Here is an 18,748-nt window from a genome sequence, read left to right on the forward strand (position 1 = left end):
GGGTGGACGCGGGCATACGGGTGGAGGCGGCGGGCATGGGTGACGGGCAGCGGCATGTCGGAGTGGCCGAGCGGCGGGTGCGGCTGGGCCTGCGGCAGCGGTTGGCCGGATCGGTACGGGTGACGGGCCCGGAGGAGGTGGCCGATTCACTGGTCGCGCTGCACGGCTCGGATCCCGCGACGGTGTTTCTGGCGGTGGGCGCGCGGCTCGCCGACCCGGGGCAGGCGGTGGCCTAGACCGAACGTGCGCTGTACGCGGACCGGACGCTCGTCCGGATGCACGGCATGCGGCACACCGTGTTCGTGTTTCCGACGGAGCTGACCGCCGTGGTGCACGCCTCGACCGGCATCACGGTCGCCGCCAGGGAACGGGCCTCGCTGCTGAAGGACATGGCGGCGGGGGCCCCGGACGCGGCCTGGCTGAAGGAGGTCGAGGAGTCGGTGTGCTGGACCCGGACGGGGTGCGGCGGGAGGCCGAGGAGGCAATCCGCGCGGAGGCTGCGGCTGCGGGGGTGGGTGGGGGCGACGAGGGTCACGCCGCGCTTCCGGACGCCGTTGGAGAGGGAGTTGGCGTGAGGTTCGCGAGAGAGCGGGAGAGCGGGAGAGGTCCGGGGGACGGTTGTGTGGCGGGGGCGGCTCCGTCGTGGTTGCTCGCGCAGGTCCCCGCGCCCCTGGAAGACACGGCCCCTGCGGGCCTGAAAAGCACGGGGCGCAGCCCCTGCTTTTCAGGCCCGCGGGGAACTGCGCGAGCAGCCCCCACCGGCCCGCGGACGAACAACCCGCCGCCCCGGCCGCCGCCGAGCGCGAGGGGGCCCGGGGGGCGCAGCCCCCGGTGGCTGGGGCTCACACCAGCGCCGGGTGCCCGAGACGCAGAAGGGCACCCGGCAACCGGCTCACTCGGAGGGACACTCCTTCCAGGCCAAGTGATAGATCGTGCTGATGTCGCCGTCGGTGGAGTCCATGGTCATGAAGCTCGTGCTGCTCGCCGGCGACGAGCCCCGGTTGACGCGCAACTCGGTGTTGATGTTGAAGTTGCGTTCGACTCCACAGGGGGCCCACACCAGTTGGGCCCAGTCGGTCTCGTCCGTGGCCTGCCAGTTGTCCTCGTAGGGGCCGTTGAACGCGTGGGTTCTGGAGGCGGTGTCCGGGGAGCCCTGGAAGTAGTACGAAGCCTTTTCCGTGCCGGTCGCGCCGCGTTGGAGCGAGGCGAAGCCTCGGTAGTCGACGCTGGCGATGGCGTAGGTGAAGCCGCCGGGCACATGGACGATCAGGTTGAGCTGGCAGTTCTTGCGGAACGCGGTGGACGGGGCGCCGCCGCCGACCTGGGCGAGGTAGTCGCTGTAGGTCACCGTGAACGCGGTGTTGTCCGGCGAGACGGCGACCGCGGCCGTGCCCTGGGGGCAGCCGGAGCCGTTCACCGTGGCGACCTTGATGACGATCTTGTCCGGGGGCGGGTCCTCGAACGGGGACTCGGCCTGCGCGGGCAGCGCACTGGCGAAGAGGGCGGCGACGGCGCCGCCCAGGAGGAGACCACGAACCATGGGGGGTTCTCCGATCAGAGTCATGCACATGTCAATAGGCATGCGCCAGAACCCCACGGCCAGCGAGAGCGCAGCCTGTGAAAGAGCTGTGAAGACCGAGGGGCGACCGCATCGTATGGACCCCGGGAGGGCAGGGCTAGGGCGATCTCCGGCCAACCCTGGCGGCCGGAGATCGCCCTTTTCCCTCCCCCAGCCCGCCGAGCCCCCGCGAACGCCGGCATCCGCTCGACGCAGCGGTGCCGCCCACCCCCTCGGAGTGGACGGCACCGGAGAATCCGGCGGGCGGCGTCAGCGGCTGTAGCGCATCAGGGCCCGCACCATGTGGCACGTGGTGTCCGACGGCGGATGCACACCGATGACCTCCGCCGTGCTCCGGATCGTCTCGTTGCGCGCCTGGTTCGGCATGTGGACACCGGAGTCGAGCAGGGCGATCGCGAGGCGCATGGCCTTCAGGCGCCGGTTGTGGGTGATGTACCACTCACGCGGACGGCCCGGCGGCAGCGTGTGCTTCACCACCGGCGCGTAGGGCAGGTCGAGCAGGACGGGATGCTGAACGGTGGACTGGGTGGGCAGCGGCTTGGACTTCAGTGCGGCAGCGGGCACGGACATCCTCCTGTCGCGGTCTGGGCACCGCCGGAATCCCCCGTCGGCAACCCTCGAACACTGCTTCTATTTTACTACCCCCCACTGACAATCGCCCCTGGCCAGAAGGCTTCTGACGGGTCCTGTGACAGGGGTGGAACACGGGTTTTCGCGCCCGGTTGGCTACGGTGGGCGGCATGGAGATCTGGATCAATCCGGCCTGTTCCAAGTGCCGCAGCGCGATCGGCCTGCTCGACGCCGAGGGGGCCGACTACACCGTCCGCCGCTACCTGGAGGACGTCCCCAGCGAGGACGAGATCCGCGCCGTACTGGACCGCCTCGGGCTCGAACCGTGGGACATCACCCGCACCCAGGAGGCCGCCGCCAAGGAACTCGGCCTCAAGGAGTGGGCCCGGGAGGCCGGCGCGCGCGACCGGTGGATCAAGGCGCTCGCCGAGCACCCGAAGCTCATCCAGCGGCCGATCATCACCGCGGACGACGGTACGGCGGTGGTGGCCCGCACGGACGAGGCGGTACGGGACGCCCTGTCCAGGTAGCGGGCGGCGGTTCGGCGGGCCGGGTCCTCAACCTTGGTGTGACGTGGGTTACTTGAGAGTTCGCTGTGACCGTTGAGCAGTTTCGTTCGATATCTCGTACATAGCGGCGTACTCGTCCGATCCGGCGGCCGATCCGAAGGCCCACCGGGAACAGGAGGCGCGCATGTCGCGTAGGAGAACGCTCAGCACGAAGAAGAAGGTCGCACTGTTCGTGACCGCGGCGGCGGTGGCGGGAGGCGGGGCCTTCGCCATGGCGGCCACGTCGAACGCGGCGCAGAGCGCGGCGGATTCCAGTGTCTGCCAGGGCCTGGCCACCGCGCTCGGCAACAACGAGCGGTTCATCGCCGACCAGAAGGCGAACCCCGACGCCCAGTCGGCGGCCCGGATCGCCAACCGCGAGGCGGTCATCGCCCAGATCAAGGTCCAGCAGGGGGCGTCGGACTGCGTCGTCGGGGAGTCGGCTCAGGGCTCCCAGGCCGCACAGCCCGCGCAGCCCTCCGCGCCGGCCACGGAGACCGGGGGGTCGGCTCAGGACCCCCAGGGCGACGAGGCCGCCGGGAACGCAGGCGGCGCCGGGAACGCCGGTGACACGGGCGGCGCCGGGGGCACGGGGAACGCCGGGGCCGGCGAGCAGGTCTGCGACGGCTCCACCGTCACCCTCTCCGGTGAGGGCGGCGCCCCGGCCGCGTCCAGCAACGAGTTCCCCGCCGGTACGAAGCTGCGGGTGACCAACCTGGACAACAACAAGTCCACGACCGTGGAGGTCACTTCGGTCTCGGGCAGTTGTGTCCTGCTGAACAACTCCGCCTTCGAGGAGGTCCGGGAGCCCGGCAAGTTCCTGATCCGCCGCGCACTGATCGAGAAGGTGGGGTGACGCCGTCCTGGACGACGGGGCGGGCCCGCTCGTAACGGTGAGGTGAAGAGCAGGCGACCGTCGTCCAGGGAGGCCGGCCCCGCACGGAGCGGCGGCCGGCCTCACGCGCCCGGCGCAGGCGCCCGACCAGCGCGTCCGTCGTGACGTGAGTCGCGCCACAGAGGCCCCAGGTAACACGGGGTTCACATTCGAGCAATGACCGGGAAATCGCGTGTTGACAGGCTGCCCGGCATCAGCGCGGCGTTTCAGTGCCGCAGCGCCGCAGCACCCGCACATGCGCCTAGTGACACACCCCGAAGGATGTGGCCCGTGACCTTCAAGGCTGAGTACATCTGGATCGACGGCACCGAGCCGACGGCCAAGCTCCGTTCCAAGACGAAGATTCTGGCCGACGACGCCAAGGGTGCCGAGCTTCCGATCTGGGGCTTCGACGGGTCCTCCACGAACCAGGCCGAGGGGCACTCCTCGGACCGTGTGCTCCAGCCGGTCTTCTCCTGCCCGGACCCGATCCGTGGCGGCGACGACGTCCTCGTGCTCTGCGAGGTCCTCAACATCGACATGACGCCGCACGAGTCCAACACCCGTGCCGCGCTGCGCGAGGTCGCCGAGAAGTTCGCCGCGCAGGAGCCGATCTTCGGCATCGAGCAGGAGTACACGTTCTTCCAGGACGGCACGCCGCTCGGCTTCCCCAAGGGCGGCTTCCCGGCCCCCCAGGGCGGCTACTACTGCGGTGTCGGCGCCGACGAGATCTTCGGCCGTGACATCGTCGAGGCCCACCTGGAGAACTGCCTGGCGGCCGGTCTCGCCATCTCCGGCATCAACGCCGAGGTCATGCCCGGCCAGTGGGAGTTCCAGGTCGGCCCGGTCTCCCCGCTGGAGGTCTCCGACCACCTGTGGGTGGCCCGCTGGCTGCTCTACCGCACCGCCGAGGACTTCGACGTCGCCGCCACCCTGGACCCCAAGCCGGCCAAGGGTGACTGGAACGGCGCCGGTGCGCACACCAACTTCTCCACGAAGGCGATGCGCGAGGGCTACGACGCGATCATCACCGCGTGCGAGTCGCTGGGCGAGGGCTCGAAGCCGCTCGACCACGTCAAGAACTACGGCGCCGGCATCGACGACCGCCTGACCGGTCTGCACGAGACCGCCCCGTGGAACGAGTACTCCTACGGTGTCTCCAACCGTGGCGCCTCGGTCCGTATCCCGTGGCAGGTCGAGAAGGACGGCAAGGGCTACATCGAGGACCGCCGCCCGAACGCCAACGTCGACCCGTACGTCGTGACGCGGCTGATCGTCGACACCTGCTGCACCGCGCTCGACAAGGCCGGCCAGGTCTGATCCACCGGGCTCTTCGAGCCCGAGGTTCCGAGAGGGCGTCCACCGATTCCGGTGGGCGCCCTCCGGCGTTGTCAGTGGGGCGTGCCATGGTGGGGGCATGAAGATCCACGGGGGCGATCCGGCCCGTACGAACGAGCCCTCCGGCACCGCCCGGCTGGCCGTCAAGGTCGACACGGAGACCGGGGAGAAGCACGCCCGGATCTCGGCGGAGCGGCTGCGCGAGCTGGTGTGCCGGATCGGGGACCGGGGCGACCGTTTCCTGGTCGTGCAGCGGATACCGGACATCCCGGACGTCTTCGTCCAGGTCTGGCACGAGCGGGCCGACGACGGCGCGGACGGCGAGTACCAGCTGGAGTACCGGGAGGACCGCGACCGGTTCTTCGGGGCCGTCCTCACCGACCCGGAGCGGGTGGCCGAGGCCATGACCGGCTGGGCGCGGCGGACGCCGGGCTGGGAGACCGGGATCGAGTGGACCCCCGTCGAGCACGACGCCCCGGAGGAGGTGCCGGAACTCCCGGACGACGTACGGGAGCAGGTCGAGGAGCGGGTGCGGGAGCTGTTGCGCTGCGGTTACGACGACCGGGCCCGGTTGAGCGAGGCCGCCGAGGAGTATCTCGTGGACGGCGACGCCCGGCCCGTTTCCCGTGCACAGGCCCGGCAGCTCGTCGACCGGCTCTGGGTGGAGCGGCTCGCCGAGCAGGAGACCTGGGACGGGGTCACCGACCCCGAGCGGCTCACCCGCGCCTTCGAGGCGCTCCAGTCGGCGCACGGCATCACCGCCCGGGAGAACTTCACCTGCTGCCGCAACTGCGGTACGACCGAGATAGGCGCCGAAGGCTCGCCGGACGCCCGGGGATTCGTGTTCTTCCACTCGCAGTGCACCGAGGGCGCCGCCGCCGGGTACGGACTGATGCTGCTGTACGGCGGGTTCGACGACGCCGCCGAGACCACCACGGCGGTCGGGCGGCAGGTCGTGGCGGCCCTCGCGGCGGAGGGTCTGTCCGCGGAGTGGGACGGAGATCCCACCAAGGCCATCACCGTCACCCCGCTCCATTGGCACAAACGCCTGGTCGGCTGAGGCCACGACACACTCCGGTCATGCCGGAGAAGCGTCCAAGCAGTGAGAGGAGGCTCCTGCGGCAGGCGTGTTTCTGCTTCAATGGGGCCATGGCCAGCCTCCAGAACCGACGCGCGACGGGTCGCCATGACCTCGAGCCCTTCTGGCCTTCCCGTCAGCACCACGACTTCGACCGGGTGTGTTGCCGCGCGATGAACGCGCCGGCCCTCTAAAGCCGTACACCCCGGCCTTCGGTCGGCGCGGAACGACGTACGTCCCTCGGCGGAACCGACCACGAACTCGGTCGCCGAGGTTTCCCGGACGAACCTCTCGCGCGAAAGAGCTGACCTCTCATGGCGAACACCCGTTCTCTGTCGACCGCCACCCCGCTGACCGCCGCGTCGGGCTCCGCCCCCGTCGCCGTCCCCGCGCCCGGCGCCCCCCGGCACCGACTGCGTGCCGTGGGGCGGGACGAGGTCGTGGACATCGCGGACTTCCTGCCGCCGGGCGCCACCTGGTTGCCCGCTCCCCCGCACACCCTGCCCACGCTGCCGGGCCGGCCGCCGATGGTCGGCTACCTGGTGCTTGTCCCGGCCGACCAGCAGCCGCCGGTGCTGCCGTTCGTGGTCGCGGAGGAGAAGCCGGCCGACCACGCCGGTTCCGGTGCGGCTTCCGCTTCCGGGTCCGTCGAGGGCAAGGACGGGCTGGTCCGCGTGGACACCGTGCAGCGCACCGCCGAGGTCGGCGGGCGGCCGCTCGACCTCACCTATCTGGAGTTCGAACTCCTCGCCCATCTCGTCGCGCATCCGAACCGGGTGCACACCCGCGACCAGTTGGTCACCACGGTGTGGGGCTACGGGCATGTGGGCGACGGGCGGACCGTCGACGTCCACATCGCCCGGCTGCGCCGCAAGCTCGGCGCGGAGTTCCGCCAGGCGATCCAGACGGTGCGGCGGGTCGGGTACAAGTACACGCCGCCGCTGAGCCGTTGACGTCCGACCCGTTGGCGTCGGAGCCACTCATCGTCCCGTAACGGGACGTCGTCGCCTCCAGCTCGACGGCTCTCCTGAGAGTGGATCTTCTGAGAGCGGATCTCCTGAGAGCAGATTCCCGTTCCGTGCCGACAGCCCGGCGGGCAGAGTCGGCGGCATGAGACTTCTGATGCTGGGTGGTACGGAGTTCGTGGGTCGCGCCGTCGTGGAGTCGGCGCTGGCCCGCGGCTGGGAGGTGACCGTCTTCCACCGGGGACGGCACGAACCTCCGGCCGGGGTGCGGTCGTTGCTGGGCGACCGCACCGCACCGGACGGGCTCGCGGCGCTCGTCGACGCCTCCACCGCCGGCTCCGCTTCCGGCGGGGACGGGTGGGATGTCGTCGTCGACACCTGGTCGGCGGCGCCGCGGGCCGTCCGGGACACCGCGCGGCTGCTGTCCGGCGTGGCCGAGCGGTATGTGTACGTGTCGAGTTGCTCGGTGTACGCCTGGCCCCCCGCCGCCGGGTACGACGAGCGGGCACCGCTGGTGGACGGCGCGTCGGCCGACGCGGAGCAGACCGACTACGCCCGCGACAAGCGGGGCGGGGAACTCGCCGCGGTCGAGGCGTTCGGCCCCGACCGCTCGCTCCTCGTGCGCTGCGGGCTGATCCTCGGGCCGTACGAGAACATCGGCCGGCTGCCCTGGTGGCTCACCCGTGCCGCCCGGGGCGGACCGGTCCTGGCGCCCGGCCCCCGGGACCTCCCCCTCCAGTACGTCGACGTCCGCGATCTCGCCGCCTGGATTCTCGGCGCGGCGGAACGAGGGTCGAGGGGCGCCTACAACCTGGTCGGCCCCTCGGGCATGTCGACCATGGGCGAACTGCTCGACGCCTGTGTGCGGGTGACCGGCGGGGCCGCCGAACTCCGCTGGACGGCATCGGAGTTGATCCTCGATGCGGGGATCGAGCCGTGGACGCAGCTGCCGGTGTGGGTGCCCGAAGGGAGCGATCTGCACGACGCGCTGCACCGGGCGGACGTGTCGCGGGCCGTACGGGACGGACTCCGCTGCCGGGGTGTCGAGGAGACCGTACGGGACACCTGGGAGTGGCTGACGGGGCTGGGCGGGGTCGCGCCGCTGCGACCGGACCGTCCGGCGGTGGGGCTGGACGCGTCGGTGGAGGCTAAGGTGCTGGGCTCTTAGCCGACAAATGGGCGTGCGGTCGGCGGTTCTCGCTTATCTTGGCCAGGGCCGCCCAAACATCCCCTTCACGGACCCCACCAGGGACCTTCACCGCACACACGCCGTAGGGGACCGGCAACTCCCGGTGTTTCGTGGGGCGTTGAAACCAGTTTGTCCCACGAATCTCTCATCAATTTCTGAGTCGCCTGAACACTCCTGGGACTCCCCGCGTATTTGATGGAGCCGCTTCACTCCTGTCGGGCGCCTCGATAGCCCCGCAAGGAAGTCAGAGGAGTTCCATGGGACGCAACACACGCAAACGACGTTCGCCGCTGGCCGTTCGGGCCATTGCCGCATCCGCGGCGCTCGCGGTCGCGGGCGGCGGCCTGGTCTGGGCGAACTTCTACGCCTCAGCGGGCGAGTCGAAGTCCAAGCAGAACAGCACACTGGCCTCCGCGCAGGTCGCCACCATCGCCTGCCCGGACGTCGGCCAGAAGCTGACGAACGTGCCCAAGAAGGCGCGCGCGGGAGTAGCCAAGGAGCTGGCGCTGCTGGACCGGCAGATCACCGAGGCGTACAAGCGCCTCGCTGACACGCGCCAGGCTCAGGCGGGCGACGCCAACTTCGTCAACAACGCCATTCTCGGCCCGCTGAAGTCCAAGCGGACGGCCACCATCGACCGGATCGGCATCAACATCCGGCGCGTGGGCGGCCAGGCTCCGCAGGGCATGGCCCAGCTCGCGACCTGCCAGGGCAAGGCCGACCAGGCTCAGACCAACGCCGGCGGGGGCCAGGGTCAGAACCAGGGCGGCGGCGGCCAGAACCAGGGCGGCCAGGGTCAGAACCAGGGCGGCCAGAACCAGGGCGGCCAGGGTCAGAACCAGGGCGGCCAGGGTCAGAACCAGGGCGGTAACCAGGGTCAGGCCGGTGGCGGGCAGGGCGGTAACGGCCCGGTCGCGGGCGACTTCCAGGACATCACCCAGGTCCAGCCGAACGGCGGCCCGAAGGGCGTGAACGGCAACGGTCTCGCCGCCAACGGCAACGGCGGTTCGAAGGGCACGTTCACCACGAGCTGCGGCGTCAACCAGAACCAGCTCCGCAACTCGGACAACGTGATCGTCGCTCCCGGTGTCAGCAACGGTGCCCAGCACCAGCACGACTACGTGGGCAACCAGAGCAACAACGCCTTCGCGAGCGACCAGGACCTGGCCAACGCGCAGACCTCCTGCCAGAACCAGGGCGACAAGTCGTCGTACTTCTGGCCGGTGATCCGTATCCAGGACGGTTCGAACGACATCGACGCCAACGCCCCCGGCGGTGGCGTGGACAAGAACGTCGGCAAGATCGTCGAGCCGAGCCAGGCCCAGCTGAAGTTCGTCGGCAACAAGAAGGGCAATGTCGTCGCGATGCCGACGGCCCTGCGCATCATCACCGGTGACGCGAAGGCCTTCGTGAACGGCCTGAACAACGCCAACACGAACTGGAGCTGCACCGGCTTCGAGGACCGTCAGCTGACGGACAAGTACCCGATCTGCCCGCAGGGCAGCTCCGTGGTGCGGACGTCCTTCTTCCAGTCCTGCTGGGACGGCCAGAACATCGACAGCGCCAACCACCGCACGCACGTGGACTTCGTCGAGGCGGACGGCAGCTGCTCCAACGGCTTCCAGGCCATCCCGCAGCTCCAGGTCCGACTGGTCTACAACGTCCCGGCCCCGCAGATCCAGAACGGACAGGTCGTGAACCCCTTCGCGGTCGACTCCTTCCCGGAGAACCTGCACAAGCCGATCACCGACCACAACGACTTCATCAACTTCTTCAACCAGGAGACGATGAACAAGATGGTCCAGTGCATCAACGGCGGCCAGAAGTGCAAGTAGTACCGAAGCGCTTCTGAGTCACTGAGGAAGCCGGCGGTGGGATCTCCCACCGCCGGCTTTCGTCTGTCCCCGGGACCGCGACCGGCGCGGTCAGCCGCTGTGGCTGCCGTCGTTGTGGCTGCCACCGGGGTTCATGTGCGCGGACCCCTCCTGCATCTCCCCGCCGAGCGTGCCCTGCAGCCCGCCCACCGTCTTCTTCTCGCCGACGGCGACCCACTTGCGGCCGACGAGGTAGTAGCCGCCGTAGTCCTTGGCGCCGGAGAGCCATTCCGCCTGGCCCCGGTCGGTGGCGAAGGTCGCGAGGACGAACTTGCCGTCGAAGTCGCCGTCCTTGTTGGTACAGAGGGCCTGGCGGATCGTGTCCGCGTCCGTCTGCATGTCCGGCTTGCAGCCCACCTCGCCCGCGATGTGCTCCAGTGTCCCGGTCGCCGTCTTGGGGACGGCGGCCTCGGCGTCGTCGGCCGAGCCGCAGCCGGTCAGCACCAGCAGGGCGGCGGCCGCGCAGGCCGCGCTCCCCGCAAGCCTCTTCCTCGTCAAACTCATCCGTACCTCCGGGTCCGTTCAGGCGACGTGAACTCGCCAGCTCCGTGCGCACCGTTGTTCACGGACGGTCGCCCCGTTAGCGTGCCGCCACTGTCGACACAGGGGGCACACAGACATGAACAGTCCGTCGCGACGCACGGTGCTGGGCTCGGCCGCTGTCATCGGCCTCGGAACCCACCTGCAGTGGTCGGTCCCGGCCCACGCCGCAGAGAGCCCCGGCGAGGGCCCCGTCTTCGATACGGCTCCCGCGCGCTCCGCGCTCAATCGGCTGCTGCCCGGTCATGCCGGACAGTTCCGGCTCAGTCTGCTCGACCGGAGCGGCACCGTCGACCGCTTCCGTGTCACGGGCACCACCGGACGCATCCAGGTCCAGGCCACGACACCGGCCACCCTGCTCATGGGCGTCCACTGGTACCTCAAGTACGTCTGCGGGGCCCACCTCGCCTGGAACGGCAGCCAGCTGGACCTGCCGAGCCGCCTCCCCGCCCCCGCCCGGCCCCTGGAGAGATCCACCGCCCTCCCCCACCGCTTCGCCCTCAACGACACCAACGACGGCTACACCGCCCCGTACGCGGACTGGCCGTACTGGGAACACCAGATCGACCTCCTGGCGGCGCACGGCTGCAACGAGGTCCTGGTCGTCGCGGGCATGGAGGCCGTCTACCACCGGCTGCTGAAGGACTTCGGCTACTCCGACGAGGAGTCACGGGCCTGGCTCCCCGCCCCCTCCCACCAGCCCTGGTGGCTGCTGCAGAACCTCTCCGGGTACGGCGGTCCCCTCTCCCCCGAGCTGATCGCCCGCCGGGCCGCGCTGGGCCGGCGGATCACCGACCGGCTGCGCGAGCTGGGCATGTCCCCCGTACTGCCCGGCTACTACGGGCACGTCCCCAAGGAGTTCGTGGAGCGCAACGGCGGTGACGCGCACGTCGTCCCGCAGGGCATCTGGCACGGCTTCGAACGCCCCGACTGGCTCGATCCGCGCACCGACTCCTTCGCCCGCGTCGCCGCCTCTTTCTACGGCCACGTCAGGGACGTGTTCGGCGAGGCGGCCCACTTCAAGATGGACCTCCTGCACGAGGGCGGCACGGCGGGTGACGTGCCGGTGCCGGACGCGGCGCAGGGCGTGGAGAAGGCCCTCCAGAAGGCGCGTCCCGGCGCCACCTGGGTGATCCTCGGCTGGCAGGAGAACCCGCTGCCTGAGCTGCTGGACGCCATCGACCGGTCGAAGATGCTGATCGTGGACGGCGTCTCCGACCGCTACGCCAGTGTCACCGACCGCGAACGCGACTGGGGCGGCACCCCGTACTGCTTCGGCACGATCCCCAACTTCGGCGGCCGTACGACGATCGGGGCCCGCGCGCACCTGTGGAACGACAAGTTCTTCGCCTGGCGGGACAAGGCGGGCAGCGCGCTCGCCGGTACGGCGTTCCTGCCCGAGGCCACCGACCGCGACCCGGCCGCCTTCGAGCTCTTCTCCGAACTGGCCTGGACCCCGAGGAAGCTCGACCGGGCCGCCTGGTTCTCCTCGTACGCCGACTTCCGGTACGGCGGCCGCGACGACTCCGCCCGCAGGGCCTGGCGGGCGCTGCACGACACCGCGTACCAGCAGCAGGCCGTGGAGCGCAGCGACCCGCACGACTCCCTCTTCTGCGCCCGCCCCGATCTCGCCGCGAACCGCGCCGCCGAGTACGCGCCGAGGGCACTGACGTACGACCCCGGCCGCTTCGACGCGGCCCTCGCCGGGCTGCTGGGCGTGGCGGGCGGGCTGCGCCGCAACCCGGCGTACCGGTACGACGTGGTGGACGTGGCGCGGCAGGCGCTCGCGCACCGCAGCCGCCAGTACCTGCCGCAGCTGCGCGAGGCCTACCGGCGCAAGGACCTCGCCACCTTCCGTGCGCTGTCCACGCTCTGGCTGCGGCTGATGCGGCTGTCCGACGAGGTGACGGGCACGAACGGGGCGTTCCTGCTGGGCCCGTGGGTGAACGACGCCCGGCTGCTGGCGACGAACGACGCCGAGCGGGCCGAGTTCGAGCGGACGGCGAAGGTGCTGATCACGGTGTGGGGCGGGCGGGCCACCTCCGACACGGGCGATCTGCACGAGTACGGCAACCGGGAGTGGAACGGCCTCATGGCCGACTTCTACGTCCCGCGCTGGCAGAAGTGGCTCGACACCCTGGAGGACGCGCTCGCCACGGGGACCGCTCCGGCGGCCGTGGACTGGTTCGCGTTCGAGGAGCCGTGGACCCGGGAGCGCAAGGACTATCCGCTGCGGCCGGTGGGGGACGCGTACAGGGCGGCGGCGCGGGTGCGTGAGGTGCTGGCGCGGGCGCCGTACCAGGGGACGCTGGCCGTCACCGCGGAGCCGCCGGTGCTGCCGCCCGGCGGGAGTGCGCGGGTCTCGGCGGTCTTCCGCAATGTCAACGGGCTGAGGGCGACGGGGCGGGTGGACTTCGCGCTCAGCGGCTTCGACGGGACGGCCGAGCCGGAGGGGCCGACATCGTTGCCGAGCGTTCCGGCGGCCGGCTCGGGGACGGTGCGCTGGCGCGCGGACGCGCCGGATGTGCCGCTGGACCGTCCGCTGCGGCCGCTCCCCCACACGATCACCGTCCAGTACGGTCCGCGTGGGGAGGACCGGGTCGAGGGGCGCTTCGACGGAACGCTGTTCGAGGCGGGGCCGGTGGATTCGGGGTGGCGCACCTACACCAACAACGGGGCCGTCTTCGGGCAGTTGGAGGACCGGTTCGCGATCGATGGTGGCGGGGCGGATCTGTGGCGGGGTACGGCGGAGTTCGGCACGCTCTATCGGGCGGGGGCGCTTGGGGACGGTACGTCCGTCACTCTCCGGGTCGATTCCCAGGCGTCGACCGGGAACTGGGCGCGGGCGGGGATCGTGGTGCGGAACAGCCTCGGTACGGCCGGGTCTGCGGGGTTCCTGAATCTGGCGGTCACTCCGGCGAACGGGGTGGTGTTGTCGTACGACAGTACGGGGGACGGGACGCTCGACACGTATCGGCGGATCACGGGGGTGAAGGCGCCGGTGGTGTTGCGGTTGAGCCGGGCGGGGGCGGGGGCGTACGTGGGTGAGTGCTCCGTCGACGAGGGGGCGAGCTGGCGGGTGGTGGGGACGGTGTCCGTGCCCGGGGCGGTGGGGGGTGGTCAGGACGTGGGGCTCTTCATGAGTGCGACGAACGGGGGGAGCGGGGCGCGGGGGCTGGTCGAGTTCAGCGGGTGGTCGCTCACCTAGGTTTCCTCGCCCCCGCCGCCCCTACCCGTCCCATCCCCCAGGGGCTGCCGCCCCTTCGACCCCGCTCGGGTGGGTTGTTCGGGTGCGGGTGGGTGGGGCTTCTCGCGCAGTTCCCCGCGCCCCTTTGGGGGCGCGGGGAACTGCGCGAGCGACCACGAACCGTCCGCACCCGCCGACGAAAAGGCACCCCCACCCCCTAGGCGCCCCACCCAACCCAGCGGAGCGCTCTGGTGACCATCCGACCATTCGCTCGTTCTGTTGAACGTGCAGTCACAGGATGTCGCCCCGCGCCCCGCGTCTTCCCGCGCTCAGGAGTCGGTCGTGGACGTCGAGCAGGCGGAGGCCGCGCTCGTCGAGCACTACCCCCGTCTGGTGCGGCTCGCCTACCTGACGTTGCCGCCCGGCCTCGGCCGTAATCGTCGCGTGCTGACGGCACACGCGTTGACCCAGCGGGCGCTGCCGAGGCGGCGCAGGTCGGCATCGCTGATCCCGGCGCAGGCGACGGGGACGGTGGCGGGACGGGAGCGCAACCCGGGGTACGCCTACGTACGGCTCCAAGTCGTCCGTACCGCCCTGGAGGCGGGCCTCCCGCTGCGGCGCAGGGCGTGGCCGAAGCGGTCCCAGTTGCCGCCGCTGCTTCCGCGGGTGTGGGGTCTGCGGCTCTTCCCCCGCTCGGGCGGCGCCGACGAACTGGCCCTGGACCAGCGGTTGTCGGCCCTCAGCTCCCCGGCCCGCGCGGCCTACGTCCTGCGCGGCCTGGAGAAGCTCCCCGACCCGGTGATCCGGACGCTCCTCGACGAGGCCGGGGTCGGCAGTCCGGCCGCGGCGCTGACGGAGGCCGACTCCGTGTCGGCGCGGCAGTACCCGCTGCTGTCCTCCCCCGAGTACGACCCCTGTTCCCTGCACGCCCGCCCCACCGATCTGATGCGGCGCCGCCAGCACCTGAAGGCCGCGCTGGCCGCCACGGCGGCCGTGGTCGTGTGCGGGGCGCTCCTCGGGCTGCCCGGGCAGGGGTGGGGCCCCGACAGCGCGGCGGCACCCCCGTACGCGCGGAACCCGGCGGCCCAGGCCGCCCTCGATCCGGGCAGGTTGACGACGGCGGCGGCCACGGCGTGGCAGGCGACGGGGCGGACCGACTTCACCACCTGGCCCGCGCGCGGCGATCTCGTCGAGGACAAGGCCCTGCTGCGGCGCGCCCTCGCGGTCTGGGCCCGCCCCGGTGAGTCCGCCCAGGTCGCGGTCACCCTCGGCACCCAGGCGGGTCCCCCGCCCGGCCCGCCGCAACTGCTGTACGCGGGCGAGGTCGACAACCTCCGGGTCGTCATGCTGCACGACGGTCTGCGCATCGCCCGTTACGCCGAGCCCCTCGACGACCCGGGCACGGCCGCCCTCGACCTGACCCGGGCCGACGGGGCGACCGGCGCCGGCGCGAGCGCCCTGGTGCTGGGCCGGGCCGACGGCAACGTCCGCTATCTGACGGCGCCCTGGGTGCGCGAGGCGGCCGTACGGGATCTGGCGAAGGCCGACGCCGAGGTGCGGAAGCTGGAACTGACGAAGGACGGGACGACGGCGCCGTTCGCGAGTCCGGCGGTGCGTACCGGGGAGTGCCGGTCGTGGGACGTGCTGCAACTGACCGATGCCCGGGGCGGTACGCGGTTGCTGACCGATCTGTCCGAGGTGACCCCCGCGCAGCTCACGGTCGGCCGCCCGACGGCCGGGCCCGCGCGTGACGCTTCCGCCGCCCCCGCGACCTGGGCGCCCTTCGCCTGTTCCCTGGCCGCCGTCCGGTCGCAGGGGGTGCGGACCGTGAACGCCTGGCGGTTCGCCCGTCAGCCGCTGCCCGACGGAAGCGGCACGGCCGACTGGGTGTGCACCCGGACCGAGACCTGGCGGGGCGCGGGAACCCGGGCACTGACCCAGTTCACCACCTCGGCCGGCGCGTACATCACGGCCGCCGCCGACGAGGTCCCCGCCTGTGGCCCGGCCGACCCGCACGTCCTGGCCGCCGGTCCCTGGAAGTCCGCGACCGGCGACTCGTACCTGCTCGCCGCCGGTGGCAAGGACACGGTCTCCGTCGAACTGAGCGGCGGGGCGAGCGGTTCGGCCCCGGGCAACCTCCTGGCCGTACCGGTCGAGGAAGGCGTACAGGCCGAGTTGAAGGGCACGCTGGCGAACGGCCGGGAGATCCACGGACTTCAGTCGGCCCGGTGACCGCTCGCGCATCGAACACCTCCACGCGATCCAGCCCATGGCAGGCTGGAATCAATCGGTAAGGTGTTCGTATGCGAACCGGTGCGCGCCGCAGGATGGGTGTGGAGGAGCGGCGGCAGCAGTTGATCGGGGTGGCCCTCGACCTGTTCAGCCGGCGCTCGCCCGACGAGGTCTCCATCGACGAGATAGCGTCGGCGGCGGGCATCTCACGCCCGCTCGTCTACCACTACTTCCCGGGCAAACTCAGCCTGTATGAGGCCGCGTTGACGCGGGCCGCCGATGATCTCGCGAGCCGTTTCGCGGAATCCCGCGAGGGTCCGTTCGGCGCCCGGCTGCTCCGCATCACGCACCGCTTCTTCGACTTCGTCGACGCGCACGGCCCCGGTTTCTCCGCCCTGATGCGTGGCGGCCCGGCCGTCGGTTCGTCCCGCACCAACGCCCTCATCGACGGCGTGCGCCAGGCCGCCTATGTCCAGATCCTTTCGCACCTCGACGTCGACGACGCCCCACCGGCCCGCCTCGAACTCGTCGTCCGTTCCTGGATCTCCCTCGCCGAGTCCACGGCCCTCGTCTGGCTGGACGGCCGCCGCATCCCGAGGCGCGAGCTGGAGATCCAGCTCGTCCACGACTTCGCGGCCCTGGCGGCGGTGAGCGCGGCCCAGGACGAGGAGATGGCGGACCTGCTCCGCGGCATGCTGGCCGAGGAGCCGGCGAACGGCCCGTTCAGCGATCTGGCGGGACTCCTGGTGACCTTGGGGCGCGGCTAGATCTCGAACTTCCGGTACGAGGGATCAAGGTCCCGCACTTCCGCCGACGCGTGGAACGCCAGCCCCTCCGAAGGCTTCACGTACTCCCGGAGCAGCTCCAGCACGTTCTCCGTCAACGCCACCTTCGTCTCGTCGGTCCGCCCCGCGAGCAAGCCCAACGTGACATGCACGATGGCGTGCCCGCTCAGGTCGGGACCGACCACCGTGTCCTCGGTCGCCCGGAACTGCGTCTTGCATGCCTCCGGCTTCGCGGCGGCGGTCCGCACGACCTCCTCGTGCAGGGCCGTGGCGAAGGCGGGCCGGTCGAATTTCTCGGAGAGCACGGCGGAGTAGTCCACGGTGATCTGCGGCATGGGGCGCCCCTCTACAAAAAGGTCGACGACGACAAGGCAACCCGGTCAGCCTAGCCGCAGGCGCAACGCCAGCATCGCGATGTCGTCCTCCCGGTCCCGCCCGAAACAGTGCAGCAACGTGTCGCACAGCGCGACCGTGCCGGGCGGAGCGTCCGCCGCGGCGGCCCGCAGCTGTTCCATGGAGAGCGACAGATCGATTCCCCTGGTCTCCACCAGCCCGTCCGTGACCATGAGCAGCCGGTCCGTCGGCCACAGCACCGTCTCCGTGGGCTCGGGCCGTTCCAGGCCGAGCCCGAGGAGCGGCCCGGCGGCCTTCACGTACTCGGCCTCACCGCGGTCGCGGACGATCAGCGGCGGGATGTGGCCCGCGTTGGCGATCCGTACGCGTCCGCTGCCCGGATCGACGAGGGCGAGACAGACCGTGGCGGTGACGTCGGGGTGGTGGTGCTGGAGCATCCGGTCGAGCCGCTGGGCGAGCGCCGCGGGGTCGGACTGTTCCACGCAGTAGGCGCGCAGGGCGTGCCGGATCTCGACCATCACGGTGGCCGCGTCCAGCGAGTGCCCGACGACGTCGCCGACGGCGGTGAGGACACCGCCGGAGGTGGACAGGGCCGCGTAGAAGTCGCCGCCGATCTCGGTCTGGCGGGACGCGGGGACGTACCGGACGACCACGTCGAGGCCGGGGAACTCGGGCACCCGCTTGGGCAGGAAGCTGTGCTGGAGGGTGAGCGCGACATGGCGCTCGACCTGGTACATCAGGAGGGGCTGCGCGGCCAGCGCGGTGGCCTGGGCGAGGCGGGCGACCAGGCCCGTGGTGTCGGATGCCGCACCGCGGGTGCCGCGCACGGGGGTCGCGACGCAGACGGGCGTACCGCTCTCGGTGCGGGCCAGGACCAGCCGGGCGTCCTCGGTGACGCCGGGCCGGAAGAAGCCCGGGGGCCACAGGGGCGCGGGGACGACGGTGTCGTGCGGTCCGGGGTCGCCGTCGGTGACGCGGCGGATGAGCCGGGCCACGGCGTCGTGCGCGCCGGCGTCGGGGAGGGTGGTGCGGGCCCGGGCCCGGGAGGTGCCGCGGTAGAGGTGGCCGTCCTCGCCGAGCACGAACACGGCGGCGGGCGACCGGGTGAGCCGGGCGGCTCCTTCGGCGGCGGCTCCGGCCAGCTCCTCCAGGGTGCGGGCGGCCTGGACGTCGACGATGGTCTCGGACAGCAGGGTGAGCCGTCGTACGAGGGCCTCGGCGCCGTTGCGCATGCGGGCGCCGCGGACGGCGGCGCGGACGACCGCCTGGATCTCCTCCGGCTCGGCGGGGACCGTCAGATAGGCCTCGCCGCCGGCGTCCAGTCCCCGGCAGCGGTCGCTGGGGGCGACGGAGGCGGCGGAGAAGTGGACGACGGGAAGGGCCGCCATCGGGGGCTGGGCCTTGAGCCGGCGGCAGAGTTCGAAGCCGCTCATGTCGGGGAGGCCGACGTCGACGAGGGCCACGTCGGGCAGGGCTCCCGAGCGGAGCCGCAGGTCGAGTTCGGCGAGCGCCTCGCCGGCGCTGGCGACGGGGAGCACGCTGTGCCCGGCCCGGCGCAGCACCGCGCCCATCGCGTACCTGCTGGCGGCCGCGTCGTCGACCACCAGCACCGTGCTGTTTGCTTCGTCGGCCATC

The 18,748-nt window shown here is 71.5% G+C and carries 15 protein-coding genes and 1 pseudogene; 11 read left to right on the forward strand and 5 right to left on the reverse strand.

The window, feature by feature from the left end; all coding sequences use genetic code 11:
* The first annotated feature begins 35 nt into the window (after window positions 1-35).
* Window positions 36-575: pseudogene (locus OG272_RS13250) on the forward strand (DNA glycosylase AlkZ-like family protein).
* A 317-nt stretch (window positions 576-892) separates the two neighbouring features.
* Here the strand turns inward: OG272_RS13250 and OG272_RS13255 are convergent.
* Both OG272_RS13255 and OG272_RS13260 read right to left on the reverse strand, forming a co-directional pair.
* Complete coding sequence (locus OG272_RS13255) at window positions 893-1,540, reverse strand: DUF4360 domain-containing protein (protein ID WP_326583316.1); 648 nt, start codon at window positions 1,538-1,540, stop codon at window positions 893-895.
* Between the two features lie 288 nt (window positions 1,541-1,828).
* Window positions 1,829-2,143, reverse strand: coding sequence for a hypothetical protein (locus OG272_RS13260; protein ID WP_045555419.1), 315 nt, complete (start codon window positions 2,141-2,143; stop codon window positions 1,829-1,831).
* 176 nt (window positions 2,144-2,319) lie between these two features.
* Between OG272_RS13260 and OG272_RS13265 the strand changes: the two genes are divergently transcribed.
* The 7 genes from OG272_RS13265 (at window position 2,320) to OG272_RS13295 (ending at window position 9,976) form a co-directional block, all read left to right on the forward strand.
* Window positions 2,320-2,679 (forward strand): arsenate reductase family protein, encoded by a 360-nt coding sequence (locus OG272_RS13265; protein ID WP_326583315.1) that lies wholly within the window; start codon window positions 2,320-2,322, stop codon window positions 2,677-2,679.
* Between the two features lie 163 nt (window positions 2,680-2,842).
* Entirely contained in the window at window positions 2,843-3,553 is a 711-nt protein-coding gene (locus tag OG272_RS13270; protein WP_327730107.1) for a hypothetical protein, read from the forward strand.
* A 309-nt stretch (window positions 3,554-3,862) separates the two neighbouring features.
* The gene (glnII, locus tag OG272_RS13275) at window positions 3,863-4,891 is read left to right on the forward strand and encodes a glutamine synthetase (protein WP_326583313.1); all 1,029 of its coding nucleotides are present in this window, start codon (window positions 3,863-3,865) and stop codon (window positions 4,889-4,891) included.
* Between the two features lie 97 nt (window positions 4,892-4,988).
* Entirely contained in the window at window positions 4,989-5,969 is a 981-nt protein-coding gene (locus tag OG272_RS13280) for a DUF6891 domain-containing protein (protein ID WP_327730106.1), read from the forward strand.
* Window positions 5,970-6,301: 332 nt separating this feature from the next.
* Window positions 6,302-6,940 (forward strand): winged helix-turn-helix domain-containing protein, encoded by a 639-nt coding sequence (locus OG272_RS13285; RefSeq protein WP_327730105.1) that lies wholly within the window; start codon window positions 6,302-6,304, stop codon window positions 6,938-6,940.
* 157 nt (window positions 6,941-7,097) lie between these two features.
* A complete protein-coding gene (locus OG272_RS13290; protein WP_405893374.1) occupies window positions 7,098-8,120 on the forward strand; it encodes an NAD-dependent epimerase/dehydratase family protein in 1,023 nt (340 codons plus the stop codon).
* 278 nt (window positions 8,121-8,398) lie between these two features.
* On the forward strand, window positions 8,399-9,976 hold the full coding sequence (locus OG272_RS13295; RefSeq protein ID WP_405893376.1) for a DUF1996 domain-containing protein: 1,578 nt from the start codon (window positions 8,399-8,401) through the stop codon (window positions 9,974-9,976).
* A 90-nt stretch (window positions 9,977-10,066) separates the two neighbouring features.
* Here OG272_RS13295 and OG272_RS13300 read toward each other — a convergent pair whose 3' ends face one another.
* Window positions 10,067-10,519, reverse strand: coding sequence for a hypothetical protein (locus OG272_RS13300; RefSeq protein ID WP_327730103.1), 453 nt, complete (start codon window positions 10,517-10,519; stop codon window positions 10,067-10,069).
* Window positions 10,520-10,634: 115 nt separating this feature from the next.
* Here OG272_RS13300 and OG272_RS13305 point away from each other — a divergent pair, with 115 nt between their 5' ends.
* The 3 genes from OG272_RS13305 to OG272_RS13315 all read left to right on the forward strand — a co-directional run bounded on the left by OG272_RS13305 (window position 10,635) and on the right by OG272_RS13315 (window position 16,741).
* Window positions 10,635-13,763: an alpha-N-acetylglucosaminidase gene (locus OG272_RS13305; RefSeq protein WP_405893379.1), complete on the forward strand. Its 3,129-nt coding sequence runs from the start codon at window positions 10,635-10,637 to the stop codon at window positions 13,761-13,763.
* A 264-nt stretch (window positions 13,764-14,027) separates the two neighbouring features.
* Window positions 14,028-15,974 (forward strand): hypothetical protein, encoded by a 1,947-nt coding sequence (locus OG272_RS13310; RefSeq protein WP_405893381.1) that lies wholly within the window; start codon window positions 14,028-14,030, stop codon window positions 15,972-15,974.
* 71 nt (window positions 15,975-16,045) lie between these two features.
* Window positions 16,046-16,741 (forward strand): TetR/AcrR family transcriptional regulator, encoded by a 696-nt coding sequence (locus OG272_RS13315; RefSeq protein ID WP_328222826.1) that lies wholly within the window; start codon window positions 16,046-16,048, stop codon window positions 16,739-16,741.
* On the opposite strand, the gene OG272_RS13320 is transcribed toward OG272_RS13315, so the two are convergent.
* Together OG272_RS13320 and OG272_RS13325 are read right to left on the reverse strand one after the other, a co-directional pair.
* Complete coding sequence (locus OG272_RS13320; RefSeq protein ID WP_326583305.1) at window positions 16,738-17,094, reverse strand: isomerase; 357 nt, start codon at window positions 17,092-17,094, stop codon at window positions 16,738-16,740. The two genes, OG272_RS13315 and OG272_RS13320, sit on opposite strands and share 4 nt — an antisense overlap.
* Window positions 17,095-17,139: 45 nt before the next feature.
* Window positions 17,140-18,747 (reverse strand): fused response regulator/phosphatase, encoded by a 1,608-nt coding sequence (locus OG272_RS13325; protein WP_326583304.1) that lies wholly within the window; start codon window positions 18,745-18,747, stop codon window positions 17,140-17,142.
* Between the last annotated feature and the right edge of the window lies 1 nt (window position 18,748).

It is taken from the genome of Streptomyces sp. NBC_00104, assembly GCF_045160825.1.
GTDB lineage: Bacteria > Actinomycetota > Actinomycetes > Streptomycetales > Streptomycetaceae > Streptomyces.